The following is a 25,806-nucleotide window of genomic DNA, read 5'->3' on the forward strand; positions in this document are numbered from 1 at the left end:
GAAACAGGTCGGCCCGCCTACCATCCTGCCGACCTGCTGAAGATCTACATCTACGGTTACCTTAACCGCATCCAGTCTAGTCGACGTCTCGAACGCGAGGCTCAGCGCAACGTTGAGTTGATGTGGTTGACCGGACGTTTAATGCCGGACTTCAAGACCATCGCCAATTTCCGCAAAGATAACGGCAAGGCAATCCGCGGCGTCTGTAGGCAGTTCGTGGTGCTGTGTCAGCAGCTTGGTCTGTTCTCGGAAGCGCTGGTGGCCATCGATGGCAGCAAGTTCAAGGCGGTCAACAATCGCGACCGCAACTTCACCAGCGCCAAACTGCAGCGGCGAATGGAGGAGATCGAGTCCAGTATCAACCGCTACCTGACCGCACTGGATACCGCTGATCGCCAGGAGCCTGCCGTGGCGCAGGTCAAAGCCGAACGCCTCCACGACAAGATCGCGACCTTGAAAACTAAGCTGCAGGAGCTCAAGGAAATCGAGGTTCAACTCAACGAAACACCGGATAAACAGATCTCCCTGACCGATCCCGATGCCCGCTCAATGAAGACCCGGGGTGCCGGCATGGTTGGCTACAACGTGCAGGCGGCGGTCGACGCGAAGCATCATCTGATCGTGACGCACGAGGTCACGAACAACGGAGTTGATCGAGACCAACTGAGCTCGATGGCCAAGCAAGCCCGAGAAGCCATGGGTGTCGAGGAGCTCTCGGCGGTCGCAGACAGAGGGTATTTCAAAGGAGAAGAAATATTGGCGTGCCATGAGGCTGGAATCACCGTTTTCGTGCCCAAGACGCTGACCTCGGGAGCAACAGCGGCTGGCCGCTTCGGCAAAGGTGATTTCATATATGACGCAGCAAAGAACGAATATCGATGCCCGGCTGGGCAAAGCCTGATCTGGCGGTACTCAAGCGTCGAGAAAGGGCTAAAGCTGCACCGTTACTGGAGTTCGCACTGCCAAGGTTGTCGGCTGAAAGAGCACTGTACGCCTAGCTCAGAGCGACGAGTGAGCCGCTGGGAGCATGAAGCCGTGCTCGAAGCGATGCAGAGTCGCCTGGATCAAGCACCTGAGATGATGCGCATCCGCCGGCAGACGGTCGAGCACCCGTTCGGCACGCTGAAATCCTGGATGGGTGCCACCCATTTCCTCACCAGAACGCTCGACCGGGTGAGTACCGAGATGAGCCTGCATGTGCTCGCCTACAATCTTAAACGCGCGTTGAACTTGCTGGGCAGTGGTGCCCTGATGGCAGCGATGAAGGCCTGAGGCCTGTTTTACGACTCTTACCACCCTCCAGCACGCGCGCCGAAGCCGAAAGTGCCATAGCAACCAGAATCACCAATTGCGCCTGATTGGGCCTCCTGAATACCGAGAAAATCCCCCCGGCAGTTGATTGCCATCGCTTGCTGCGTTTTTACACGGTCTGGGCCAAAAGCAGCCGCTCGGATATCTCTGCAAAAGCTGGGCTCTTCACTCGACGAAGAAATCGAGCCGTGTTGAGATCTGTGTCTATACTTTGACTGTTCAAAAATCTGGTTTAGCTCTTGGGTTATGGTGCATTTGTCATGCAGTTCTACTGAAGCTGGAGCATCGATTTTGCCTGGCTAGCATCACACAGAAACCATATTTCTAATGGGCAAACAGTCATTTTTTGGACCGCAGCGATATCGATGGATCTCATGAAAGCCAAAAATAAGGAATAGCTATATGTCTGGGACGTTTGAAATATACAACGACAAAGCGGGTGAATTTCGTTTTCGGCTCAAAGCCAACAATGGCCAAGCAATTCTGGCCAGCGAGGGCTACAAGGATAAGTCTGGATGTCTAAATGGAGTCGAGTCAGTCAAAAAAAATGCGCCTGATGATGCACGCTACGAGCGTAAGGCCAGCGGGGCTGACAAGTTTATGTTCAACCTTAAGGCGGGTAATCACCAAGTAGTCGGGACGAGCCAGTCATATGCCTCCGAAGCCTCACGCGACAAGGGTATCGAGTCGGTGAAAAACCACGCACCCGACGCTAAGGTTGTTGAGGTGGGCAATTAATCGCTTCAGTCTGTTCAAAATCACTTGGGCATTTCGTTGAGATGGGCGGCTGAGTATTCTTAATAGCCGCTTTTCCCTGCTCGGATGTGATCGACCGCTTCTGGCCGACAGTGTCGCTTGGTGAAAGTCCGTACTGTTTACTACCCTGCTGATTGGTAGACAATCGATCTGCCCCTTCGCTGCCGGCGCGCCAAAATGGATCAAATACTTTCTATTCTGTCCGAAACCATCCCCAAAGCCCGAACTCTGGAGCAGCTCACGCGGCCCTTGCTGACTCTGCTCAGCAAGGTTACTGGTATGGAATCGACCTACCTGACAACCATTGATACCGAGGCAGGCGTCCAGCGTATCGAGTTCGCCCGCAACGTCGGTGAAATGGTGATTCCTGAAGGGCTGGTCGTGCCCTGGGCAGATACGCTGTGCAAGCGGGCGCTGGACGAGAACCGCATGTACTCGGACAACGTCACCGAATGCTGGGGTGATTCAGAGGCCGCAGCCGCTCTGGGCATCAGGACCTATGTAAGCGCGCCAATCAGATCCTTGGATGGCCGAGTGCTGGGTACAGTCTGTGCCGCCAGCTCGGGTCAGGTGGCCCGCGCTCCTGACGTGGAGCCATTGCTGATGCTGCTCTCAGGGTTGCTGAGCTACTCCCTTGAACGTGAATTGCTGGTTGAGCGGCTTCAGGTCGCTAACGCCGAGTTGGCCACAATGGCGCTGACAGATCCCCTGACCGGTCTGTCCAACCGGCGCGCCATCCTCAACGATGTCGCTCGCTTGTTCGCCCTGGCCCAGCGAGAGAACACGTACGTGCTAGTCGGTGTCGTCGATCTGGATGGCTTCAAGCTCATCAACGATACCTACGGCCATCAGGCAGGAGACCAATTTCTACGTGGCGTAGCCATCCAACTGCAGCATGGCCTCAGAACCAGCGATACCGTCGGGCGTGTTGGTGGTGACGAGTTCATCGTAATCGCCGTGAGCACGCCATCCGAACATCTGGACCTGGCAAGCGATATGCAATATGCCGCCGAGCTAATGCAGGATCGCCTTACTAAAGCGACGATAGGACGATATGGGTTGGGGCAAGATCTTGGCGATATCGACTATGCCGGAGCAAGTGTGGGTGTAGTGGCGGTGATGCCCGGCAGCATGACTGCGGACGAGGCCGTCATGCTGGCAGACCGCGAGATGTACAAGGTGAAACAGCAGCGTAAGCGTCAAAGGTTGTAGAAAACATTTCGCAAAGTGAATCGCCCCTACTTTTGTAGATTTCGGATGGCGGCTTTTGGCCGTTCTCTGCCGATCATGGTTACAAAGGCTGCTGGTCAAATCCGATGCAATCGGTGGTCAGGGCGAATGCAACCGGGTGGTCAAGCGGGGTGCAATTTCGCAGCAGGCTACCTCATAAAACCTCAGTTCTGCCCGCCCTCTAACCTGTTAAAACCTGTGGTTTAGGCAAGCCGCAGAACCTCACAAAACCTCACTTTTAGGTAAGCGTTTTACCGTCACTGATATGGCCGAACACCGCTGCCCTAGAGTGGTTAAAGCGTATTACCGGCACCGAGTTTCGCGACCAATACGCGCGTGCGCGCGAGGCTGGCGTGCTAATAAAAGCTAACCTTCAGGCCGTGATTACTACACCCAAGAATGCGTGATGCGTGCTGTCAAAAGTTTACATTCAGACGGAAGGCTGCCTTGATTGCATGGCGGCACCCGCATAGTTTCGGGAACAGTACGCGCGCGTCGCGAGGAAAGCGGGTATTACCGTGCGGGCATCACACGTTTCCAAACGAGAGGTTTCCACCATAGTTGCCAGCAAATAGCCCGCTTCTCGCAGCTCTACGCGACATTGCGCTTAGCGCTCCGGCGTAACCTCTTCCACCAGAGAGCCTTCAAGGTCATACCCCTTCTCTGTCAGCTGCATATTGAGGCGCAGGTCATCACAGAAGATTGTCAGCTGTCCGCCGCAGCCTGGATGCTCGAGGCCGATAGGTTCTGGCGCGGGTTCTGGATCGTAGTACTTGGCTTCATGCGGTGGCAGCTGTAGGCAGTCATCAGACCCGCAGCGCAGGCAGCGCCCCCGGCTGACTCTTGAGGACAACGCTTCGCGCGCCAGCCGATACTCAGCGAGTGCTTCCGCTGCTGATTCGACTTCGTCCTCCAATATCATCTGCCTGGTGCTTTTGTTAGCCGAGAACTGCCACCAACGCTTTCGGGGTGAGTCAGTGGCAAGCACTTCGCTAAGTTCGGCCCGATAGCCCTCCAGCTTTCGTTGGCGTTCCAGCTCGCCAGCAGCATCAGGTAGGACTTCAATCACTCCAAGGTCAGCACATGCATGGCACCAGCCAATGGCGACACGCATGTGCACCTTGGTCTCTCCATGCAGGTAATACCTGTAGCCCCAGGTGCCGGCGTCCCAGCGGCTAAGATCGCACGCGGTACATCCGTAGGTAACGACTGGAATCGACATAACTGGTCATCCTTGAGCGAGTGAGTGCGCACGAAAACACAACTCCCCTAGCCTCTTGGGCAGTACGTGCGGGAGCGGGACGTAAGGTGTGATTTTTCCACATTACCTTTCCTGCAGAACGCGCGGAAAGGCATGCAATAACACCCCAGCAGCCGGCACCGTGTATGCCCTGGTGTATGCCTAACAAAACACACAACAGTAAAACCCAACAAAAGCAGGCACTTAACCTTCCAGTTCAAATGACTGCGTACCACCAAACAAAACAAGGGTTTACCGAAAGGTAAGCCCTTTTTTGTGCGCGCGAGTGACTACAGCGCGCCTACACCGTCCCTCGCCTGCTCGGCCTGCAGCTTCGCCAACTGAAGCTTCGCAATCTCAAGCTGTAATCGCTGCACCTCATCTATTACTGGCTGAACTCGGCGATGCCACTGCCAAAAACCATATAGCGACAGCCAAAAGCCGATGCCTGAAATAGCACCAAGGACAATTGAATAGATATCTCTATTCTTCTTGCCGACCTCAAGCAAACGCTCATGCATTGCGATCTTTGCCTTAACAGAAGGGCTAGGTGCTTTCTGCTCCTTTAAAGTTTCAAGCTCCACAACTGATGTGAAAACCAGCTGGTTGGTTGACTGATTAACGTAGACCAGAGCACCACACGCAAAGACGAAAAGTAGCAGCCCGAAAAGCGCATAGAACTTAAAGATGTTGTCGGTTGGTACGGGTATCTTGCTTTCCATAGAGCGCCCTGAGCCTGATCCTGTTGGAGCTGAAGTATGGCGACTTAGCTGAGTGGATGACAACGGAGACTCCCTCGACCTGGAGCTAGGCAATTGCATGGCCACTTTGCTGGAGCGGGGAAAGCCTTAGGGCTGATTCCAGATGATCCGGTGACAGATGTGCATAGCGCATGGTCATCGTAATTGAGGAACGCCCAAGGATGCGTTGCAGGCTGAGAATGTCGACACCGGCCATCATGTAGTGGCTGGCAAAGGTGTGACGCAAGATGTGGGTTAGCTGCCCTGGTGTATCGAAGCCACAGCGCTCATAGGCACCACGGAAAGCAGCCCTACAGGATATGAACAGCCTACCGGTTCCGGGCATGGCTACCTTTAACGCGGCCTCCTCCACTTCCTTTGGTATCGGCACTGATCGGGACTGGCGATTCTTAGTCCGGTGGAAATGTGCCTTACCGCCAAATATGGCAGCACGACCTAGGCTTTCGGCTTCATCCCAACGCGCACCAGTGGCCAAGCAAATCAGGGCAACCGGGTATGTGTGGTTGTTGCTGGACTTGCGGCACTCATCGAGCAGCTGGTTGATTTGCTACAGGGTGAGAAATGTCAGCTCAGTTTGGTCGGTCTTGATCTGACGGATCTTGGCCAGCGGGTTTACACCATTCCAAGCACCCAGCCTGATCAGCTCAGAGAACACAGCGGACAGATAACGCTGCTCATGATTGACGGTGTGCGGTGAGGCTTCTTTTAGACGAGCTTGCCGGTAGCGCGCCCAGGCCAGCGACTCGAACTGTGACGCCTGCGGATTGCCCAGCCGCTCGACAATCGCCTTGGTGCGGGACAAGCGGGCTTTATGATCCTTGAGCGAGCAGCCGTGCAGGTCATACCAAACATCAACCAGATCAGACAGGCGATCATCCAGCGGTCGGCCAGTATGGTTGTAGGTGGCGAAGTAGTCCGACTCATAGCGCTGGGCTGCAGCCTTGGTCAGAAAGCCTTTCTTACGCACACGGCGACCAGCGCGACCGTTTTCGTAAAAATCAGCTGTCCACGTTTTACCGTCCTTGCGTGCAGTCATACCGTCCCGCCCCAACCGGACCTCCTTACCTGATATAGCGGCAAGGCTGGAGTGCGCCAGCAGTATCCCATACCATAGCCATCCCCAATGGGCGCCAAGTAAGCAGTGATCTAACAGACACACGCCTGCAACGACGCAGCCAAAGCTGCTGGATTATTCTGCGACAGTAGTTATCTACTCGGGCACTTAGCATTTACTGGAAGAGTTGCCGGCCTAACGCAGTAAGCACATACAAAACACTACAAGGAGGTAGGCATGAGCGCCGCCCGCACGATCAAAACGCTAACCATCATGCTCGCTTTTGTCGCAATGACAGGCTGCGCCACTAAAAAGAACTTCTATGCTACTGACGGAAGCCGGGCCGATGGCACGGTGGACATGGCGTATGACTTTGCCCAGTTCGAGCAGCCTGTAATCGATATTGCTCAAGCCAAATCTATCGCCAAATCAAAGTGCCGGGTATGGGGCTACAGCGATGCAGAGGCTTTCGGCGGCAGGCAGCAAAACTGCCACCAGACCAATGGGTACGGCACCTGCATTGCTGGCCAAATCGTTCACAAGTACCAGTGCATCGGCAACATCAGCGAAGCACCAATGATCCAGCCGGCGGCCGCTCCACTATCAGCAGCGCCAGCGGCGGCAGGCAGTCTCAGCAAAGGCGAATGGCAACAGATCCAGCTCAATCAACTCAAGCTGGAGTCAGGGCTGTCTTACGAGGAATACCAGAAGCGGTACCGGCAGATCATGGGGCAGTAAGCCCCCTCTTGCCGGTAATCAGTACACACGGAGGTGTTAACGATGGGCTTCTTGTCAAAAAGCCTCACCCCTGCCCAAGCATCCGCATCAACGTGGATGAAGATGCGGATATAGCCGAACTGGAGCAGCCATGCAAATCGATTGGTTTAACAGCTGCTAGCTCGGCCCTGCGTGCCCAACAGCAAACCTGTAAAGATCAACGCCGCGCCAAACCAGTGGTAGTTCTGCAGCCCTTCGCCCAACAGTAGCCAGCCCAGTACGGCGGTGAACACCGGCATCAGGTAGTTTGAGAGTGCAGCCTTAGCGGCGCCTAGAACGCGAATAGCGTGATTCCAGGCGAGGTAGGCGAGTAGTGAGGCAAAGACGGCGGTGTAGCCGATAGCGGCGAGGTTATGCGCCGTCAGGCTGAAGTGTGCACCCTGGGCCAGTTCATACAGGTAGAACGGCAAAATCAACGGTACGCCCAGCAGCATCAGCACACCGAGCAGGGCCAGCGGCGGAATCGGCAGCAGGTGGGCAGCCCAGCGCCGCAACAGCAATGAATAAAGCGCCCAATCGGCCACCGCCAGCAGCATGATCAGATCGCCCTTATTGAACGCCAGGCCGCTAAGGCTGGCCCAGCTGCCTTTGCTAATCAGCACCAGCAAACCGCACGCGGCTACCGCCATACCCCACCAAGCGCGTCGATGTGGCCACTCGCCGAGGAGTAGGCCGGCACCAATAAAGGTCATCAGCGGCAAACAGGTATTGACCAAGGTGATGTTGATCGCAGCGGTGGTTTGCGCGGCAGCATACAACAGGCTGTTGTAGGCGGCGATACCGACGCCAGCGAGCACCAACAAGCGCCAACCAGCCGCGCGCAGCTCAGTGCGATGTAACCACAGCGGCTTGGCTACAAAAGGCAGCAACAGCACGAGTGCCAGGCTCCAGCGCCAGAAAGACAAGGCAAACGGCGGGATCTCACCGGCAAATGCCCTAGCCACCAACGCATTACCAGACCAGCAGAGGGTTGCCAGCACAAGACCGGCCAGCGCTATACGCACGGAAGATTGCATAGCCTAACGCTGCCCGAGCGGACGCAGGCGGTATTGCGGCGGTAATTGCTCCATGCCGCTGACTGCCACATTAAGGTTCTTCCAGCGGCCATCCTTGATGCCGTAGATGCAGCCATGCACCGACAGCGACTGACCGCGGTGCCAGGCGTTCTGCACGATAGTGGTATGGCTGACGTTGGCCACCTGCTGAATCACGTTGAGTTCGCATAGGCGGTCGACCTGTTCTTCCTCGCTGGGCAATTGCGCCAGGTGCTCGCGGTGCTCGTAGTACAGGTCACGAATGCTGCGCAGCCAACCATCAATCAGGCCGAGCTGGCCGTCCTGCATCGAGGCGCGCACGCCGCCGCAACCGTAGTGGCCGGTGACCAGGATATGTTTGACCTTGAGCACATCCACCGCGTACTGGATCACCGACAGACAGTTGAGGTCGGTGTGCAGCACCACGTTGGCCACGTTGCGGTGCACGAACAGATCGCCCGGTAGTAAACCGACAATCTCGTTGGCCGGCACGCGCGCATCGGAACAACCGATCCACAGGTATTCCGGCACCTGTTGCTGGGCCAGCTTTTCAAAGAACTCAGGGTCTTCCTCTTTGATCGCCTCCGCCCAACGTGCGTTGTTATCGAAGAGGTGCTGTAGATCGCTCATGGTTCATTCCCGGGTTCGTCGATGCGCACCATAGGAGCGCCACGGGCTTTTGACAAGCATGTGCGCCCTGCCGTCACAGCCGACCGACTCAGGTTCGACGGCGGCGCAGCAGCCAGATTATCAGCAGCACGCCCGCCAGCATCACCAGGCTCACGCCCCACTGCAGCGCTCCGGCATAGCGATACAGATCAGCCGGCTGCAGGCTCGGCTCACGCCGCATGCGTGGCTCGGCTGCTGCGCCCTGAGTCGGAATATCGGCCAAGCCGTCGCCATCCAGGTCAGGCAGGCTGCGAATATGGTCGAGCAGTCCCTGCCACTCCTTGTACTCCTGCACGCCGGGCTGCTGCGGGTCAGCATCGATGATCGCTGCCTTGAGCGCGGCGAGCGGCTGCCCCTGAGCATTCTTGGGCTGCACGCTGAGCAAGCCCTTGGTCAAGTCACTGACCAGCCAGGTGAAGCTGCCCACGTAGCTGGTCGCACCAATGCTATAGAGCCGCTGATCGGCCAGATCCAATGGCGTGTAGCCCTTGAGCGGGTCACCCAGTTCAATCCGGCTGACCCGGTCAAACGGCACGCGCCAGGGGTTGTAGCTAAAGCGCAGCCCCGACACCCGCGGGTAATAGCTTTTACTGGCACGCACTTGATACGCCAGCAGCAACACCTCAAGCAGACTTTTCATCTCCTGACCGCTGACATACACCTTGATCAGCGGATAACCCGGCGCATCATCGAACTCCCCCACACCCAGCGGGGCGATGCGAAACAAGTCAGACACCGATTGCACGCCATCGCGGCCCTGAATCAAATTGTCGCGGATGGTGCCATTGCCGGTGAAGGACACATCGCTGCCCGTGGCATGGCGCAGGGCATCGGTGACCAGATTGCCGAGGATCGGGTCGTCGTACTCGCGGGTCAGGGTCTTATCGACCTTGGCCAGCGGCTGATCGAAGGTGTAACCCTTGGGGGCCAGCATCTGCGCGCTGACGATCTGTTTAAAATCCTCAATCTTGGCGGTGATCGTAGCGCTGCCGGCAATCTGGTCGTTGATTGGGTGCAGCTGGTAATCGACAACCTGCGGCTTGCCGTCCGCCGGCAGACGCATATGCAGCTCGCCCAGGTGCTGAATCTCCGAGCCGGCCTGCATCACTGGCGTACGCCCGTTGACCAGCACAGGTTGCGCCAACGCCGTGTGCGAGTGACCGCCGACCACGATATCGATGCCAGGCACCTGCTCGACCAGCTCAACCTCCTCACCGCGCCAGCTGCCATCTTCCTGCTGCACCACGCCCATGTGCGAGAGCAAAATCACCACCTCGGCGCCCTCCTCGCGCAGCTTGGCAACCATGGTCTGAGCGGTCGCGACCGGGTCGGCAAACACCGCCGGTTTGATCATCGGGCTGACCGCTACGGCGTTGTTACCGAGCAGGCCGAACAGACCAAAGCGGATGCCGCCCTTGTCGATCAACTTGTACGGCGCAATGAGCCCAGCTTCAACGTGCGCCTGTAGGCTGTCGTCTTCCGTGCGCGCAGGATCAAAGCCAAGGTTGCTCGACAGCAAAGGCAGCAGCGCATCGCCCTTGATCTTGTACGCCGCGCTGATCATCGCAGCCAAGCCGGCTGGGCGAAAATCGAACTCGTGGTTGCCCAAGGTCGCGGCGTCGTAACCCAGTTCGGTCATCAGGCGCAGCTCGCCGCCGGTTTCGCGGGTCACGGTATGAAACAGCGTGCCCATGCTGAAGTCGCCACCGTCGAGTAGCAGCACCGGTTGCTCGCCGGCCGCGGCGCGGCGCTGCTCCAGCAAGGTAGCCAGACGCGCGACGCCGCCTACGGTATCGTCATCACCGATAGTGGCGGGGGAATATTCGTTGTTCGGGCCGAAGCCGAGCAGGCGCGACTGCCAATCGTTGGTGTGCAGGATGGTAAAACTGCGCTCGACGCTGGAGGCCTGAGCGGCGGCAAATAGACAAGACACCGCGAGCAACGCAGCAGACAAGCGCATGACAAATCCTTAGGCAGTGGGCCGGGCACAGCGGCCGCTGAGGGCCGCGCTTCAGTATGCGACAAGCCCTGCGTCAGGTCAGCGGCGGATCACGCCGCGCGCGTTAGCCAATTGTGTCAGCGCCTGGCGCGAGGGGCGCGATAGGCTAAACCGTTCAACGCCATTCGCGGCTAAAGCCCCTCCCAAAATCGAGACTTCAAGGGTGATGCGGCGCTAGTCGAACAGCGGGCACACCATCACCAAGGCATCTTCACGACCACCGACGGCCGGGTAGTAATCACGACGTCTACCGACTTCGTTAAACCCGTAGCGTTCGTAGAGGCGATAAGCCGCCTGATTGCTCGCGCGCACTTCAAGGAAACAGTCATTGGCACCCTGCGCCTGGGCTTGCTGCATCAAGTGCTCAAGCAACTTAAGGCCAAGGCCGCGGCCCTGGCTTTCCGCCTTGACGGTGATATTGAGCAGGTGCGCCTCATCCAAGATGATCTGGATCACGCCGTGGCCGACTTGCTGCTCGCCCTCAAACATCACCCAGCAGTTATAGGACGTCAGGCTGTCGGTAAAGATGCCGCGCGTCCAGGGGTGGCTAAAGGCGGCGTATTCAATTTTCAGCACCGCATCGATATCCGCCGCGGTCATTGGGCGGAAGCTGATTGCATCACTCATTCAGGTTGACTCGACAAGCGTTAGGAACCGCGGCCCACAGGCCGGGAAAAGATGTATTCACGTAGCCGCCAACCAGCGCTGGCGCACGCGGCGCATGGCATGCCACAGCTCACGCTTGCGCGCGGGCTCATCCATCAGCAACTCCAGGCCTGGCAATGCCCAGGCTGCGCCGAGCCCTTCAACCTGCAACTCGCGGTTGTATGCATCGGCATCCGCCTCACCGGCAAAGCGAATGGCCGGCAAACCGACCAGCCACAGGCAGCTGCACGGTTCCTGCTCTTCCAGGCGTGCGCCGACAAAGCTCTGCACAAACTCCAGCGCAGCGTCTGGGCCTTGGTCAATCTGCCCGCGCACCAGCAGCGGCCAGCGCACCGGCTCGCCAATCAACTGCGGGCTGTCCGGCAAGCCGGCGGCGCGCAGCAGATCCTTGAGCAGCAGATAAGCCGGATCACGCCCTTGTAGTGGCTCGCCAGTGGGCAGTTCGACCAGCACCGCACAGGCACCGGCACGTAACAGTTGCAAGGCAAAACGTGGCGGCGTAACAGGGGCAGGCTTTGGCTCAGCACTCTCGGACTCGCCCTCAACAACCGGGGCTACGGCCTGACGCGCCACAACAGTTGGCCGTGGCACTTCAATTTTCGCCCGCACAACTGCCAGCTCTTCGGCGGCCGGCGGCACATACGCCGGTGCTGCTTCAGCCACCCGCTGACGTTCTACTGGCGCGGCCAGCGCGGGTGGCTCAAGTTCAGGCGCAGCCTGCGTTTGCAGCAACTCCGGGCGCGAGGGTGCTGCAAACGGCAGCTCCACACGCGGCAGCCAGCTGACCACCTGCATGGCGCTCAGGTAGGCACGACGACGCAGCTCTGTAATCAAACGTCAGCCGCCTGTGGGTGGGCTTTTTGCCCGGCCTGCATCAGGTTCAGCGCATTGATATAGGCCTTGGCCGAGGCCACCAGAATATCGGTGTCGGCGCCATTGCCGTTGACGATACGCCCGCCCTTCTCCAGGCGCACGGTTACCTCGCCTTGCGAGTCGGTACCCTGGGTGATGGCGTTGACCGAATACAGCTGCAGGTTGGCGTCAGAGCTGGCGACCGACTCAATGGCTTTGAAGATTGCATCCACCGGCCCCGAGCCCTGAGCGCTGGCGTTGTGCTCGGCCCCCTCAACGCTGACCACCACCTGGGCCTGCGGCACTTCGCCGGTTCTGCTGGCCACGTCCAAGGTGATCAGCTTGAAATGCTCCGGCGCTTCTTCGGCCAGGGTGTCGGAGACCAGCGCCTGCAGGTCTTCGTCGAAAATTTCGTGTTTCTTGTCAGCCAGGTCTTTGAAACGGGCGAAGGCGGCATTCAGCTCGGCTTCACCTGCCAGGACGATCCCCAGCTCATCCAGGCGCGAGCGGAAGGCGTTACGCCCGCTCAATTTGCCCAGCGACAGCTTGTTGGTGTGCCAGCCGACCGACTGCGCGGACATGATCTCGTAAGTCTCGCGGTGCTTGAGCACGCCGTCCTGGTGAATGCCCGACTCGTGGGCGAAGGCGTTGGCACCGACAATGGCCTTGTTCGGCTGCACCGGAAAACCGGTGATACCAGAAACCATGCGCGAGGTGCTGAGGATGTGCGGCGTGTCGATGCGTGTGTGCACGCCGAGCAGGTCTTCGCGGGTTTTGATCGCCATAACGATCTCTTCCAGCGCGGCGTTACCGGCGCGCTCGCCCAAGCCATTGATGGTGCACTCGACCTGACGCGCACCCGCCACCACGGCAGCCAGGGAATTGGCCACTGCCAGGCCCAGATCGTTGTGGCAATGCACGGAGAACACCGCCTTGTCGGCGTTGGGCACGCGGTTGAGCAACTGGCGAATAGTCTCGGCGTACTGGTGCGGAATCGCATAGCCAACCGTGTCGGGAATGTTGATCGTCCGTGCGCCGGCATCGATGGCCGCCTCGATGATGCGGCAGAGGAAATCGATTTCCGAGCGACCGGCGTCTTCGCAGGAGAACTCAACATCACTACACAGGTTGCGCGCACGCTTGATCGCATGCACGGCCTGCTCGACCACCTGATCCGGCTGCATGCGCAGCTTGTGCTGCATATGGATCGGGCTGGTGGCGATAAAGGTGTGGATACGCCCGCTGTTGGCGCCCTTGAGCGCTTCGGCGGCGCGGTCGATGTCTGCATCCAGCGCGCGGGACAGGCTGCACACGGTGCTGTCCTTGATGCTCTCGGCAATCGCCTTGACCGCGGCGAAGTCACCCGGGCTGGCGATGGCGAAACCGGCCTCGATCACGTCGACGCGCAAGCGCTCCAGGGCCTTGGCGATGCGCAGCTTTTCCTCACCGGTCATGGATGCGCCAGGGCTTTGCTCGCCGTCACGCAGGGTGGTGTCGAAAATAATGACGCGGTCGTTGCTGCTCATGCTGGTGTCCTCACGGAGTCGCAGATGCACAGGCCCGACGCTGGGGCCCATGTCGATAGGCGTTGATTGTCGCGTGAAACGCCGCGGGCGGGAAGCGCGGAGCGCATCGATACCACGTCGCGGCTAAAGCCCCTCCCACACCTTAGAAAGCAAAACGCCCGCCGAAATGGCGGGCGTTTTGCTTGGATAGCGCTGATGGGTATCGCTTCGCTCAACCCATCCTACGGTCTGATTGAGCGAGCTAGAGCGAGACAAGGCGCTACGTAGTAACAGCCTTCAGCTGGTCAAAAACGGCGGGAAAGCGGAGTGTAGTTTTGTACATGAGCATTACTCGCTTCGCTCGTCCTTCGGGCCGGCCTAAAGGCCGTTCGGTGGCAAGCCACCGTTCCCGCCCGTTTTTAACGCAGCAGGGCCGACGCGCAGCCAATCAGAGGGCTTGATCCCAGGGGCGGTCGCCGTTGGCGTCCTTGATCCGGGTCGGCAGGCCCATCACGTCCAGCAGCTTGAGGAACGGCTCGGCCGGCAGTTCTTCGACGTTAGCCATGCGCGCCACATCCCAGTCGCCACGCGCGACCAGCAGTGCTGCGGCGACCGGCGGTACGCCAGCGGTGTAGGAAATGCCCTGGCTGTCGGTCTCGACATAGGCGTCTTTGTGGTCGGCGACGTTGTAGATAAACAACTCGGCCGGCTTGCCGTCTTTGGTGCCTTTGATCAAATCGCCAATGCAGGTCTTGCCGCTGTAGCCAGGCGCCAGCGAGGATGGATCCGGCAACACGGCCTTGACCAGTTTCAACGGCACCACATCCAGGCCTTCGGCGGTTTTCACCGGCTGTTCAGACAGCAGCCCCAGGCTGTTAAGTACGGTAAACACGTTGATGTAGTGCTCACCGAAGCTCATCCAGAAACGCACATTGGGTACGTTCAGGTGCTTGGACAGGGAATGCACTTCGTCATGCCCGGTCAAATACAGATTCTGCTCGCCGACCACTGGGAGGTCGTCGGTGCGTTTGACTTCAAACATTGTGTTGCTGGTCCACTGGCTGTTCTGCCAGCTCCAGACTTGGCCGGTGAATTCACGGAAATTGATTTCCGGATCGAAATTGGTGGCGAAGTACTTGCCGTGCGAACCGGCGTTGACGTCGAGGATGTCGATCGACTCGATGCTGTCGAAGTACTGTTGCTGCGCCAGGGCAGCATAGGCATTGACCACGCCTGGGTCGAAACCGACACCGAGGATCGCAGTCACACCTTTATCCTGGCATTCGGCCAGGTGCTTCCACTCATAGTTACCGTACCAAGGCGGCGTTTCGCAGACCTTGCCCGGTTCTTCGTGAATGGCGGTGTCGAGGTAGGCGGCGCCGGTATCCATGCAGGCGCGCAGCACCGACATATTAAGGAAGGCCGAGCCGACGTTGATGACGATCTGCGATTCGGTTTCGCGGATCAGTGCTTTGGTTGCTTCGATATCCAGCGCATTCAGGGCATAGGCCTGGATTTCGGCTGGCTGCTTCAAGCTGCCTTTAGCCTTTACGCTGTCGATGATGGCCTGGCATTTGGAGATGTTGCGCGACGCGATAGCAATCCGACCGAGTTCGTCGTTGTGCTGCGCGCACTTGTGGGCCACCACCTTGGCGACACCTCCTGCACCAATGATAAGAACGTTCTTTTTCAATTTCTTTATTTCTCCTTCAAGTGTTAGCTAGCAGAACCTGCCCACAGGTTTGTGAACACGCAGAGCGCCTCAAGATAGGCTGGACAGATAATCATCAAAGCCAAACTCGCGAACCACTTCGACGCTGCCGTCGAGTTGCTTCACCACGATGGACGGCATTTTCAGGCCGTTAAACCAGTTTTTCTTAACCATGGTGTAACCCGCTGCGTCGATAAACGACAGACGATCGCCGATGGTCAGCGGACGATCGAATTGGTACTCACCGAAAATGTCGCCCGCCAGGCACGACTTGCCGCACACCATGTAGGTGTACTCGCCGTTGCAGGGCTCCATCTTGGCGTTGAGCCGGTAGATCAACAGATCGAGCATGTGCGCTTCGATGGAGCTGTCGACTACGGCCAGATGCTTGCCGTTGTAGAGGGTGTCGAGCACCGTGACTTCCAGCGAGGAACTCAGGGTGATGGCTGCTTCGCCCGGCTCCAGATACACCTGCACGCCGAAGCGCTCGGAGAAGGCCTTGAGCCGCGCACAGAACTGATCCAGCGGATAGTCGTCGCCGGTGAAGTGAATACCGCCGCCGAGGCTGACCCACTCAACCTGCTGCAGCAGGTGACCGAAGCGCTCCTCGATGGTGGTCAGCATCTGGTCAAACAGTTCGAAACTGCCGTTCTCACAGTTGTTGTGGAACATAAAGCCGCTGATCTTATCCATCACCGTGGCGATCTTTTCCGGGTCCCATTCGCCAAGACGGCTAAATGGCCGGGCCGGGTCGGCCAGCAGGTAATCAGAACTGCTCACCTGCGGGTTGACGCGCAGGCCACGCACCTTGCCGGCGGAGGCGTCAGCAAAGCGCTCTAGCTGACCGATGGAGTTGAAGATGATCTTGTCGCAATTGGCGAGCATCTCGGGGATTTCATCATCTGCCCAGGCCACGCTGTAAGCGTGAGTTTCACCGGCGAACTTCTGCCGACCGAGCTTGAGCTCGTACAGCGACGACGAGGTGGTGCCGTCCATGTACTGCTGCATCAGGTCGAACACCGACCAAGTGGCGAAGCACTTAAGCGCGAGTAGCGCCTTGGCGCCTGAATGCTCACGGACATAGGCGATCTTTTCCAGATTACCCAGCAGCTTTTGCTTGTCGATGAGGTAGTAAGGTGTCGTGATCATCTCGGTGCCTATGCAAGGTCGGCAGGCAGGCAATCAGCAGTGCTGACCCCTCCCCAAAAAGTGGGGGCGAATTGTGCCGACAACCGGCGCATATCGAAAGAGCAAGGGGGGTATTTCGTCGATTACCTGTCCACTATTGGCACATGCCGATAATCCCCGCCGACCATGCAGCGGCGCCCACACGGCAAACAGGGTGCCGGCGGGCGATGACAGCGACATGACAAACGGCTAGGGCGCAGCCGATAACTGACACTCAAGACTTGGCCATGGCATGCAGTACAATCGCCACTTTTTCGCGCCAAGCCCACGCAGCGGATGCCCCGATGATTGATCCCAAGCGCGTACTGCGCGCCCTTGCTGAACACTGGACGTTACTCGAGCCGCTCTGTGAGCGCTTCGATACCGGCACCCTGAGCTTGGTGGAACTGCGCCTGCAGCTCAGTACCCAGCTGCCTGAAGGCACGCCAACCGATGTCACCGCCCTGCTCGACCAATGGATCCGCCTGGATATCCTGGTGCCGGTGGCCAAAAGCCCGAATCGCTTCGAGCTAAACGCGCAGATCCACGACTTCCTCGCCTACCTGCGCCGCGAGCATCGCCTAGGCCTGTGCCTGGAGATCGAAGCTTACCTGCGCCACCTGGAGCGCCTGGCCGGTTATATCAAAGACGCCTTTGAAGTCCGCGACGCACCCGATTTGGCCCGCCAACTGCGCCTGCTCGACATGCGCGTACGCGATGTATTAAAGAAGCTGGCCAATGACGAGCAAGCCCTGGTCGCCGTGGCCGAGCGAGCCAAGACCAGCGACCGGCAGATTCCGCTGCGCCAGCGTTACGCCGAGGTGCTGGCCACCTGGGACGAATACGTCGAACCGATGATCCAGCTGGTGGCCGCCGACGGTGCCTTTGAGCAAGGCGTGTACCGCGTCGAGCACGTTCTGCTGCGCCTGCTCGGCGAACAGCAGCGCCTCGGCCAACTGGTGGATGATGACCTGCTGCTGCGTACTCACGCTCGCATTCTGGAAATGCAGACCACCGCCCAGCTAACCCTGCGCCGCGCCCGTGAACTGCTGCTGCCACTGCGTGAAGAAGCGCGCCGGCACAACGCCGTAACCCGTGGCGCGGCGCTGGCACTGGCAGCAATCCGTAAAAAGGGTCTGGACGCCGTACCGCAGGCGTCCTTGCCGCTGTTCAGTCGTCCGCAAAGCACCTTTCTCGGCACCGCCTCGCAGGTTGAAGCTTACGTCTACGCCCTGGCCCGCTTCGAGCCCAAGCCGGCGCAATTCCCCAAAGCGCACAGCAGTCGCAAGGGCGAAGCCCCGCGCGCACCGCGCACTGCACGGGAAATGATCGAACGCTGCGAGCAAGCCCTGCCGCTGCCGGACCTGATGATCTGGCTACTGGAGCAGGAACCCGAAGGCGCGACCGACGAACTGCTCTACTGGTTCTCGCGCCTCTCGCGCGACAGCCGCTTCCAGCGTGAGCGCCTTGAGCGCCGCGACTACCTCACCCGTGAGCATCAGGTCAGCCTGAGCTCCTTTGCTCTAGTGGGTCGCCCCGATGCTTAAGCCCTGCGTAGGGTGGACAACGCTCTGCTTGTCCACCATTGACCACCCCGAACTCCCAGGTGGAAAACGCTTCGCAGTTTTCCACGGGGCGGCCATCCGCCCTACGACCTCCCATGAGCAACGCGCATGAATATCGACCTGAAAGAACTGACCCAGCTTGCGCCGATCTTCCGCGAGCTGTTCAAGGGTTACCACATCAGCCGCAGCAACCCAGAGCTGTACACCCAGCTGGCCGGCCAGCAGGATGCCTACCGCGCCCTGTTCAAAGCCCTGGGCTATGAGCTGACCTGCGACAGCCGTGGCTTCTATTACTTCGTGCCCGAGCAGATGGGCGCGCAGGTCAACAAGACCGCCCAGCGTCTGGCACTGTTCACCTTCATCCTGGTGGAACATCTGGCTGACCAAGGCCGCGACCCGCTGGCCGTACTCGACGGCGGCAGCCTAGGCCGCGATGAATTGCCGGCACTGCTGGAAAAATACCGCGACCTGTTCCTCCAGGCTGAAGTCACCAGCGTTGAGGAGCTGGAAGAAAAAATCATGCGCCGCCTGACTCAGCTCGGCTTTGCCAGCGAAGACAACGGCATCTACCGCTTCCTCGCGCCCATGCACCGCTTCCTTGATGTGTGCCTGAGTGTGCAGCAAGACCGCGACCTGGCCGCCACCCTGCACAGCAGCCTGCCGCTACCGACGCCCGTGCTGCTCGACGATGAGGCCGAGGACGAGATCATCAGCCTCGCCGAAGACCCGGCCGATGAGTCCGAAGAAGACGCCCTGGCCCGTGCTATGGCCGAAGAACGTGACGCCCAGGAGACCCGCGCATGAGCCAGGAACGCTACGGCATCCGCCGCTTCGCCCTATTGAATACCGCCGGCTACAGCCTCGGCCTGTTCCCGCTGGAGCACCCGTTGTCGGTGTACGGCGCCAACAACCTCGGTAAATCCGCCTCGATCAACGCCCTGCAATTCCCGATTCTGGCGCGCATGTCAGACATGAGCTTCGGCAAGTACAGCCTGGAACAGTCGCGCAAGTTCTACTTCGCCAGCGACACCAGCTACATCCTCGTCGAAGTCGCCCTGCCCCACGGCCCGCATGTGATCGGCGTGGCCGGGCGCGGCCCCGGCGGCGGTTTCGGTCACCAGTTCTTCGCTTATCAGGGCACTCTGGAGCTTGAGCACTACCAGAAGAACGGAACCTGCCTGCGCCAGCGCGAGCTGTTCAACAACCTTGAGCGCGAAGGTATCAAGGCCTACGAACTCAAGCCTGATGAACTGCGCCGCCTGCTGGTTGGCGGGCATACCTCGATTCCGCTGGACCTGACCTTGATCCCTCTACGTTCCACCAGTGAACAAAGCCTGAAGACCTTCCGCGCACTGTTTATCAACCTGCTGCATATGCGCGAGATCACCGCCGCCAAGCTCAAGCAGCTGTTCCTCGATGCCTTCGAGCACAGCCTGCGCTCGGGCAGCGTCGACTACATTGCGGCCACCGAAGAAGCCTTCCGCGACGTGCGCCGCATGGAACAGGACTATCAAGCGTTGGTCACTGCCGGCCCGCTGATCGAAGCCCTGGCTGCCGGCGTCAACCAACGCGAACTGCTGCGCGGCAAACTGCACCGCATCTCGCCACTGCTCGACTCGCTGCTCGGCACCTGGCAGGACTACGCCGGCGCACGCCGCGAAGAGCTTGTGATCCAGGCCGAGCATTACCGTGGCGAGCAGGACGGCCTACAGCAGGAACAACGCGGCGGCACCCAGGAGCTGATGCGCATGGAGCGCGAAATCAGCGAAATCCAACGCTGGCTCGGCGAGCTATCGGTGCTGAAAAACCGCTTCGCCCTGGTCACCGACGCTAAGGTGCTGGAAGAACAGTTGCTGGTTGCCAAGGATGCCCACGACGAACTCGCCGGTGCCTTGGCGCAGTCGCGGCAGTTCTCCGCCGAGGACCTGGACGAGCGCTTGCGTGATCTGGAAAAACGCCTGAAATCGGTCAAGCAGCAACTCGAGCACGCCGACAACAACAGCTACTCACGCCTGCGTGAAGAGTTCAGCCAGCAGGACGTTGACCGTCTGATGCGCCTGTTCAATGGCCAACTGTTCAGCCTGCCGTTGGGTGAAAAAGGTATTCAGGTTGCCGAGGGTGACGCCTGGGTGAAATCCCTGGAAGCCATTCTCGACGGTTTTAAAGGCGAGCACTTCGAGGTGCCGGGCCTGAGCATCGACCTGTCGTCTATCGAACCACCGGCCCTACAAGCGCTGGCCGACCGTGCCGCCCTGCGCGATCAGAAAGACCGCCTCGACCGCGAATACAAACAGCTGAAAACCCAGCAGGCCGTCGCTGCCGACCGCGCCGCAAGCAAGGCCCAGGCCGAACAGTTTTACCAAGCGGTGCTGGACGCCCAGAAAGCGTTGGAAGACTTCCGCAAAAGCCAGACTCTGGCCGTTGAAGAACCACAGAAACTTGAGCAACTGGCACAACTGGAGGCCGCCCAGGACGAGCTCAAACGCACCTCGGATGCCTTTACCGAGCGCGTACAGCAGCTCTCCGCCAAGCTGCAACTGGTCGGCCGCCAACTCGCCGACCTGGAAGCCAAGGAACGCACCTTGGAAGACGCCCTGCGCCGCCGCCAACTGCTGCCGGCCGACCTGCCCTTCGGCACACCGTTTACCGACCCGGTGGACGACAGCCTGGACAACCTGCTGCCGCTGCTCAATGACTACCAAGACGCCTGGCAAGGCCTGCAACGTGTGGACGGCCAGATCGAGGCGCTGTACGCGCAAGTGCGCCTCAAGGGCGTGGCCAAGTTCGACAGCGAAGATGATGTCGAGCGCCGCCTGCACCTGCTGGTCAACGCTTATGCCCACCGCCAGGACGAAGCCATCACCTTAGCTAAAGCGCGCCGCGCCGCGGTTACCGATATCGCCCGCACCCTGCGCAATATCCGCAGCGACTACGACAACCTGGAGCACCAGCTGGCGCTGTTCAACCGCGAGATCAACAAGCGTCAGGTCTCCAACCTTGAAAGCTTCCGCATCGTCCTCGCGCCGAACAAGGATGCACTTAAGCATATCGACCAGATCATCCACAGCGCCGGTCAGTACGAAGAAGGCGAAACCCTCTCGGTGTTCGACCTGCAGCAAAGCAGCGATCAGGACAGCAAGAACGAAGAAGCCAAGGACTACCTCTCACGCCTGGTGGCCGCCAACCATAACCAGTTGGGTTTGAAGGACCTGTTCGAACTGGCCTTCGAAATCACCAAGGTGCATGGCCAGCCGGTGATTCACACCGACATCGATGGTGCCGCGTCCAACGGCACTACCATGACCATTAAGGCGCTGACCAACATGTACCTGTTGCTGCACCTGATGGACCGCGACCAGGCCGGTAAGGTGCGCTTGCCCTACTACCTGGACGAGGCGGCGGATATCGACGAGAAGAACCAACAGGCGTTGATCGAGACCAGCCTGCAACTGGGCTTTGTGCCGATCCTGGCTTCGGTTAAGCCGCAGGTCTCAGCCCACGTGGCCATCGACCTGGAGGGTGGCAGCGGGCCGAATGGCATCTATATCGACGAAGCGGATTGGAAATATATTCAGCGCCGCGACAGCGACAAGGCTAACGTCGAGCCGACAAACGCAACAGCCGAACCGGCCTAACGCCTAGGGTGGGTGAGCGGCGCAGGCGCGCTTCGTCGATGTAACGAAGACGCCTGACGCCGCGTAACCCAACAAGCGGATGCACGTCAGGACACTCAAAAACCACAAGGGCCGCTATTGCGGCCCTTGTGGTTTATTGCCCCAGCGCTATCTTCGGCGCCCAGCGTAACCACTCCTCGTTCACCTCATCGTGCAGGGCAAAGGTCTGCCCAGGCCGCGCCGGGCCACCCATCTGCGGGTTATCCGGCGAGGCGAAGGCAATACCGCCTTCCAGCAAAGCCTCCAGCGACTCAGTACGCACTTTTACACCGCTAAACAACCCAGCATCCACACCAATGCCGCTGGCGTTCCAGAAGCGGCTCGCGCTGCGCACCAACGGCGCATAACGTGGCTCGATCAAAATATGGATCAGCACCCGATCCGATGTCGGGCCCAGCTCGAAATGGGTCACTTTGCCCACCGGCACTTCACGGTAGCTGACCACCACACCCGGTTTGATCGAGCCCCGACGCGCTGCACTCAGCACCAAACGTAACCCCTGCTCACGGGCATTCTGCGTCGGAGCAGACTCAGCCGCAGTGAAGCTGGTTTGTACCGCACCGGCTTTATTCGCGGGACGCACCTCTAAGTATTGCCCGCTGACCAGGGTCTCCAGATTAGCCGCACGGGTCAGACTGACCTCCGGCTTGACCACCCAAAACTGGGTGCCTGCACGGGCAATCTGTTTAGTGGCCTGGGTCACACGTGCATGCAAAATTACCGCCTGCAAATCATCCGTCAGCTCAATGCGCTCGACCTTACCCACATCAAGTCCCTTGTAACGAATCGCCGTGCCCTCACTCAGGCCGTCACCACGGGGGACGCGTATGGTCAGTGCGACACCTTTCTCCAGGGCACTGTCCTGGCTGCTGTACAGGGTGAAACGCTGTACCCGCTTACCACTTTTCGCGGCCTGGGGATTGGGTGTTTCAAACGCAATACCGCCTGCCAGCAACGTCTGCAACGACTCACTCTTAACCTCGACACCGGACAGCCCACCTTTCAGGGTAATACCGCTGGCATTCCAGAAACGCGTGCTGCTGTTAACCAGGTGCGCATACTCAGGCTCAATGTGCACGCCAAACGCCACTTGCTTGTTATTCCGTGACAGTTGGTAACTCTGCACTGAGCCGACTTTAAGTTGCTTGAACAAGATCGGGCTCCCGACCTCCAAAGAACCGCGCACGTCGCTAAACAGCACCAAATGCAAGCCAGGAGATGCCAGATCAAGGGGCGGCGCCTTGGCTCTGGCGACAAAGTCACGCTGCGGCGCTGCGCCCTGCTCACCCGGGCGAATTGCAATGTAATTGCCTTTGACGAGCGCTTCGAGCCCGGTAATACCCGCCAGGGATATGGACGGTTTAACCATCCAGAAGTCAGTACCTTCGACCAGATAATCTTCAGTGCGCGGGTCGAGCATCAACTCAACCTGAGCGCCACTGAGGTCATCATCAACCTTAAAGGTCTTCAGGTGACCGACCTGAATGCCCTTGTACATAACAGGCGTACGCCCCGGCTCCAGACCATCAAACTCATGCAGTTTCAGCGATACGCGAATGCCAGCCTGGGCACTGTCGAAATCTTCATAGAGACGAAATGGCAGGCTTGGGTCAGTCGCCGGACTGTCCTTACGATGCTCGGGAGTGGCGAAAGCAATCCCCCCGGCAACAATGCTTGCCAGCGACTCCGTGCGCACTTTTATGCCTGAGAGGCCAGCGTCGATGGATACACCGCTGGCATTCCAGAAGCGCGTATGTTTACGCACCAGAGGCGCAAACTCTGGCTGGATGAAAATTTTCACCTCGATAAGGTTCTGGTCTTCAACCAGGGCATAACTCTTTACTCGCCCCACCTGAATCTGTTTGTAGAAAACCGGGCTGTCCCTATTCAACGAGCCAAGCCGGTCGGCCTTGAGGGTTAGGTGCAAACCCGGAACTGTGTCAGCCAGTGGAGGCGGCTCGCTCAGCGCAGTGAATTCGCGCGTAGGCTCACCATCACCGGGGCTGGCAGTGATGTAGTTACCCGAAACCAGAGTTTCCAGCCCGGTGATACCGGCCAACGAAACGCTCGGTTTAACCAACCAGAAACGGGTATTGGTACGCAGGTGCTGCTCAACGCGTTTGTCCATTTCAAGGGTCGCACGCACACCACGCTGCTCGCCGCTGTCCTCCAACTGCAAAGCCGTGACCTTACCAATCGGCATGCCCTTGAAGATCACCTCAGTTTTGCCCGGCTGAATGCCATCACCACTGTCGAACATCACCTCGATCTCGATACCGGCTTCGTTATAGGCGCGCCACCCCAGCCAGCCGCCAATCAGCAGAGCAATGAGCGGCAATACCCAAATAGCCGACCAGTTTGAAGCGGGGCGTGTCTTAGCCAACGGCAAGTCATTCATGGTCGTCATCCGAATCCGTGTTGTCCCATATCAAGCGAGGGTCAAAAGTTAAAGCAGCCAACATGGTCAGCACCACCACACTGGCAAAAGCCATAGCCCCATAGCCAGGGACAATACTGGCTAAGCTGCCAAAATTGACAAGCGCCACCAGAATCGCGATGACGAAGATATCCAGCATCGACCAACGTCCAATCCACTCGATAAAGCGGTACATCAACACCCGCTGGCGTGGCGACATCGGTTGATGCCGCTGCACCGAATACAGCAGCAAAGCGATCCCAACCAACTTGAAGGTAGGCACCAGAATGCTGGCGACAAAGACCACCGCAGCAATGGGCAGCATGCCGTAGTTCACCAATTCGATAACACCCGACATGATCGTATCTGACTGCCCCTTGCCTAGTGAGTTGACCGTCATGATGGGCAGCAGATTAGCCGGGATATACAGCACCGCGGCTGTCAGCAGCAAAGCCCAGGTACGCGTCAAACTATTGGGTTGGCGCGCATGCACGAGCCCACCACAACGCGAGCAAAACTGTTTGCCTTGCTCAGTCTGTATGGGGTTGAGCTGATGGCATTCGTGGCAAGTCAGTAAACCGGCATCAATCGCCCGCATGCTCATCCTCCCCTGATAGAGCGTCCCAGATTTGATGCGGCGACATGGTCACCTCAAGCCAGACCTGAACCAGTAATAACGCCACAAAACACATTAGCCCGAGACCAATGCTCAGCTCTGCAAGATCGACCAGCTTCACAATGGCCACCAGAATACCCATCAGGTAAACCTCGAGCATGCCCCACTCGCGCATATGGTGATAAATGCGATAGAGCAATAAACCATAGCTGCGCCCGATATCCAGGCGGATGCTCAACAGCACCGCAAACTGACAGAGTAGCTTGAGCAGCGGTACGGCCATACTGCAGAGGAACACCACCACCGCAACGCTTTGCATACTGTTGTTATATAGGCCGAGAACACCGCTCCAAACCGTGTCATTCGAAGCCTGTCCCAACAAGTTGAGTTGCATAATCGGCAGAAAATTAGCTGGGATATATAACAGTAAAGCCGCAATCACCAATGCCATGCTGCGGCGTATAACCTGAGTACGCTGGGTGAACAACTCACACCCACAGCGTGGGCACTCAACTCGCTCACCAGCGCAAGCCTGGGGCCTGCGCAGCAACAGATCGCACTCATGGCAGGCAATAAGCTGATTAAGCTCAAGCCCGGAAAGTATTTCAGAGGATGCCGGATCGGCCATGAAAATGACTCTGATAAAGGTGCGTTAAAGCACCAAAGCTACGCACAGTTTGGTTGCCTATCAAGGCTTAGCCGCGTGGCTTAATTTTCTGTGCGCAAAGTAAAACCCCCGACCAGTTTCCTGATCGGGGGTTTTGGTGTAGGTGCTTGACGATGACCTACTCTCACATGGGGAG

The 25,806-nt window shown here is 58.7% G+C and carries 20 protein-coding genes and 1 pseudogene; 7 read left to right on the top strand and 14 right to left on the bottom strand.

Annotated elements, in window-relative coordinates; all coding sequences use genetic code 11:
- The 3 genes from N1078_RS17670 to N1078_RS17680 all read left to right on the top strand — a co-directional run.
- Positions 1-1,272, top strand: a 1,272-nt coding sequence (locus N1078_RS17670; RefSeq protein WP_274089425.1) for an IS1182 family transposase, incomplete at its 5' end; no start/stop codon positions are given.
- Between the two features lie 441 nt (positions 1,273-1,713).
- Positions 1,714-2,049 (top strand): YegP family protein, encoded by a 336-nt coding sequence (locus N1078_RS17675; protein WP_003118434.1) that lies wholly within the window; start codon positions 1,714-1,716, stop codon positions 2,047-2,049.
- 195 nt (positions 2,050-2,244) lie between these two features.
- Positions 2,245-3,279 carry a GGDEF domain-containing protein gene (locus N1078_RS17680; protein WP_170050457.1) on the top strand — a complete coding sequence of 345 codons (1,035 nt, stop codon included), beginning with the start codon at positions 2,245-2,247 and terminating at the stop codon, positions 3,277-3,279.
- A 625-nt stretch (positions 3,280-3,904) separates the two neighbouring features.
- On the opposite strand, the gene N1078_RS17685 is transcribed toward N1078_RS17680, so the two are convergent.
- The 3 genes and pseudogenes from N1078_RS17685 to N1078_RS17695 all read right to left on the bottom strand — a co-directional run bounded on the left by N1078_RS17685 (position 3,905) and on the right by N1078_RS17695 (position 6,334).
- Positions 3,905-4,519, bottom strand: coding sequence for a hypothetical protein (locus tag N1078_RS17685; protein ID WP_274089426.1), 615 nt, complete (start codon positions 4,517-4,519; stop codon positions 3,905-3,907).
- 308 nt (positions 4,520-4,827) lie between these two features.
- Positions 4,828-5,259: a hypothetical protein gene (locus N1078_RS17690; protein ID WP_274089427.1), complete on the bottom strand. Its 432-nt coding sequence runs from the start codon at positions 5,257-5,259 to the stop codon at positions 4,828-4,830.
- Positions 5,260-5,344: 85 nt separating this feature from the next.
- Positions 5,345-6,334, bottom strand: a pseudogene (locus N1078_RS17695) (phage integrase).
- Positions 6,335-6,589: 255 nt separating this feature from the next.
- Between N1078_RS17695 and yecR the strand changes: the two are divergent.
- A complete protein-coding gene (gene yecR / locus N1078_RS17700; protein WP_274089428.1) occupies positions 6,590-7,090 on the top strand; it encodes a YecR family lipoprotein in 501 nt (166 codons plus the stop codon).
- A 146-nt stretch (positions 7,091-7,236) separates the two neighbouring features.
- On the opposite strand, the gene N1078_RS17705 is transcribed toward yecR, so the two are convergent.
- From N1078_RS17705 to N1078_RS17740, 8 genes are all read right to left on the bottom strand, one after another.
- A complete protein-coding gene (locus N1078_RS17705) occupies positions 7,237-8,145 on the bottom strand; it encodes a DMT family transporter (RefSeq protein ID WP_322949602.1) in 909 nt (302 codons plus the stop codon).
- A 3-nt stretch (positions 8,146-8,148) separates the two neighbouring features.
- Positions 8,149-8,793 carry a carbonate dehydratase gene (gene can, locus N1078_RS17710; RefSeq protein ID WP_274089430.1) on the bottom strand — a complete coding sequence of 215 codons (645 nt, stop codon included), beginning with the start codon at positions 8,791-8,793 and terminating at the stop codon, positions 8,149-8,151.
- Positions 8,794-8,881: 88 nt separating this feature from the next.
- On the bottom strand, positions 8,882-10,792 hold the full coding sequence (locus N1078_RS17715; RefSeq protein WP_274089431.1) for a bifunctional metallophosphatase/5'-nucleotidase: 1,911 nt from the start codon (positions 10,790-10,792) through the stop codon (positions 8,882-8,884).
- A 213-nt stretch (positions 10,793-11,005) separates the two neighbouring features.
- Complete coding sequence (gene rimI / locus N1078_RS17720) at positions 11,006-11,458, bottom strand: ribosomal protein S18-alanine N-acetyltransferase (RefSeq protein ID WP_274089432.1); 453 nt, start codon at positions 11,456-11,458, stop codon at positions 11,006-11,008.
- A gap of 57 nt (positions 11,459-11,515) precedes the next feature.
- Positions 11,516-12,331 carry an energy transducer TonB gene (locus tag N1078_RS17725; protein WP_274089433.1) on the bottom strand — a complete coding sequence of 272 codons (816 nt, stop codon included), beginning with the start codon at positions 12,329-12,331 and terminating at the stop codon, positions 11,516-11,518.
- The gene (locus N1078_RS17730) at positions 12,328-13,875 is read right to left on the bottom strand and encodes a 2-isopropylmalate synthase (RefSeq protein WP_274089434.1); all 1,548 of its coding nucleotides are present in this window, start codon (positions 13,873-13,875) and stop codon (positions 12,328-12,330) included. Before N1078_RS17730 ends, N1078_RS17725 begins: the two co-directional genes overlap by 4 nt.
- A 427-nt stretch (positions 13,876-14,302) precedes the next feature.
- The gene (locus tag N1078_RS17735) at positions 14,303-15,547 is read right to left on the bottom strand and encodes a saccharopine dehydrogenase family protein (protein ID WP_274089435.1); all 1,245 of its coding nucleotides are present in this window, start codon (positions 15,545-15,547) and stop codon (positions 14,303-14,305) included.
- Between the two features lie 69 nt (positions 15,548-15,616).
- On the bottom strand, positions 15,617-16,714 hold the full coding sequence (locus tag N1078_RS17740) for a carboxynorspermidine decarboxylase (protein WP_274089436.1): 1,098 nt from the start codon (positions 16,712-16,714) through the stop codon (positions 15,617-15,619).
- Between the two features lie 323 nt (positions 16,715-17,037).
- On the opposite strand from N1078_RS17740, the gene mksB reads away from it, so the two are divergent.
- The 3 genes from mksB to mksF all read left to right on the top strand — a co-directional run bounded on the left by mksB (position 17,038) and on the right by mksF (position 21,932).
- Entirely contained in the window at positions 17,038-18,279 is a 1,242-nt protein-coding gene (gene mksB / locus N1078_RS17745; RefSeq protein WP_274089437.1) for an Mks condensin complex protein MksB, read from the top strand.
- 126 nt (positions 18,280-18,405) lie between these two features.
- On the top strand, positions 18,406-19,101 hold the full coding sequence (mksE, locus tag N1078_RS17750; RefSeq protein WP_274089438.1) for an Mks condensin complex protein MksE: 696 nt from the start codon (positions 18,406-18,408) through the stop codon (positions 19,099-19,101).
- Positions 19,098-21,932, top strand: a complete 2,835-nt coding sequence (gene mksF, locus N1078_RS17755) for an Mks condensin complex protein MksF (protein ID WP_274089439.1) — start codon at positions 19,098-19,100, stop codon at positions 21,930-21,932. Before mksE ends, mksF begins: the two co-directional genes overlap by 4 nt.
- Before the next feature lie 133 nt (positions 21,933-22,065).
- Here mksF and N1078_RS17760 read toward each other — a convergent pair whose 3' ends face one another.
- Genes N1078_RS17760 through N1078_RS17770 form a run of 3 tightly spaced genes read right to left on the bottom strand, consistent with a single transcriptional unit; the run spans position 22,066 to position 25,631 of the window.
- Positions 22,066-24,369: a PqiB family protein gene (locus tag N1078_RS17760; RefSeq protein ID WP_274089440.1), complete on the bottom strand. Its 2,304-nt coding sequence runs from the start codon at positions 24,367-24,369 to the stop codon at positions 22,066-22,068.
- Positions 24,362-24,985 carry a paraquat-inducible protein A gene (locus N1078_RS17765; protein WP_274089441.1) on the bottom strand — a complete coding sequence of 208 codons (624 nt, stop codon included), beginning with the start codon at positions 24,983-24,985 and terminating at the stop codon, positions 24,362-24,364. The genes N1078_RS17760 and N1078_RS17765 overlap by 8 nt, the downstream gene beginning before the upstream one ends.
- Positions 24,972-25,631 (bottom strand): paraquat-inducible protein A, encoded by a 660-nt coding sequence (locus N1078_RS17770; protein ID WP_274089442.1) that lies wholly within the window; start codon positions 25,629-25,631, stop codon positions 24,972-24,974. The genes N1078_RS17765 and N1078_RS17770 overlap by 14 nt, the downstream gene beginning before the upstream one ends.
- Between the last annotated feature and the right edge of the window lie 175 nt (positions 25,632-25,806).

Source organism: Pseudomonas sp. MIL19, assembly GCF_028680365.1.
Taxonomy (GTDB): domain Bacteria; phylum Pseudomonadota; class Gammaproteobacteria; order Pseudomonadales; family Pseudomonadaceae; genus Aquipseudomonas; species Aquipseudomonas spirodelae.

Coding starts and splice junctions, on each gene's coding strand:
- N1078_RS17675 (WP_003118434.1), top strand. CDS start 1,714: ATGTCTGGGACGTTTGAAATATACAACGACAAAGCGGGTGAATTTCGT.
- N1078_RS17680 (WP_170050457.1), top strand. CDS start 2,245: ATGGATCAAATACTTTCTATTCTGTCCGAAACCATCCCCAAAGCCCGA.
- N1078_RS17685 (WP_274089426.1), bottom strand. CDS start 4,519: ATGTCGATTCCAGTCGTTACCTACGGATGTACCGCGTGCGATCTTAGC.
- N1078_RS17690 (WP_274089427.1), bottom strand. CDS start 5,259: ATGGAAAGCAAGATACCCGTACCAACCGACAACATCTTTAAGTTCTAT.
- yecR (WP_274089428.1), top strand. CDS start 6,590: ATGAGCGCCGCCCGCACGATCAAAACGCTAACCATCATGCTCGCTTTT.
- N1078_RS17705 (WP_322949602.1), bottom strand. CDS start 8,145: ATGCAATCTTCCGTGCGTATAGCGCTGGCCGGTCTTGTGCTGGCAACC.
- can (WP_274089430.1), bottom strand. CDS start 8,793: ATGAGCGATCTACAGCACCTCTTCGATAACAACGCACGTTGGGCGGAG.
- N1078_RS17715 (WP_274089431.1), bottom strand. CDS start 10,792: ATGCGCTTGTCTGCTGCGTTGCTCGCGGTGTCTTGTCTATTTGCCGCC.
- rimI (WP_274089432.1), bottom strand. CDS start 11,458: ATGAGTGATGCAATCAGCTTCCGCCCAATGACCGCGGCGGATATCGAT.
- N1078_RS17730 (WP_274089434.1), bottom strand. CDS start 13,875: ATGAGCAGCAACGACCGCGTCATTATTTTCGACACCACCCTGCGTGAC.
- N1078_RS17740 (WP_274089436.1), bottom strand. CDS start 16,714: ATGATCACGACACCTTACTACCTCATCGACAAGCAAAAGCTGCTGGGT.
- mksB (WP_274089437.1), top strand. CDS start 17,038: ATGATTGATCCCAAGCGCGTACTGCGCGCCCTTGCTGAACACTGGACG.
- mksE (WP_274089438.1), top strand. CDS start 18,406: ATGAATATCGACCTGAAAGAACTGACCCAGCTTGCGCCGATCTTCCGC.
- mksF (WP_274089439.1), top strand. CDS start 19,098: ATGAGCCAGGAACGCTACGGCATCCGCCGCTTCGCCCTATTGAATACC.
- N1078_RS17760 (WP_274089440.1), bottom strand. CDS start 24,369: ATGAATGACTTGCCGTTGGCTAAGACACGCCCCGCTTCAAACTGGTCG.
- N1078_RS17765 (WP_274089441.1), bottom strand. CDS start 24,985: ATGCGGGCGATTGATGCCGGTTTACTGACTTGCCACGAATGCCATCAG.
- N1078_RS17770 (WP_274089442.1), bottom strand. CDS start 25,631: ATGGCCGATCCGGCATCCTCTGAAATACTTTCCGGGCTTGAGCTTAAT.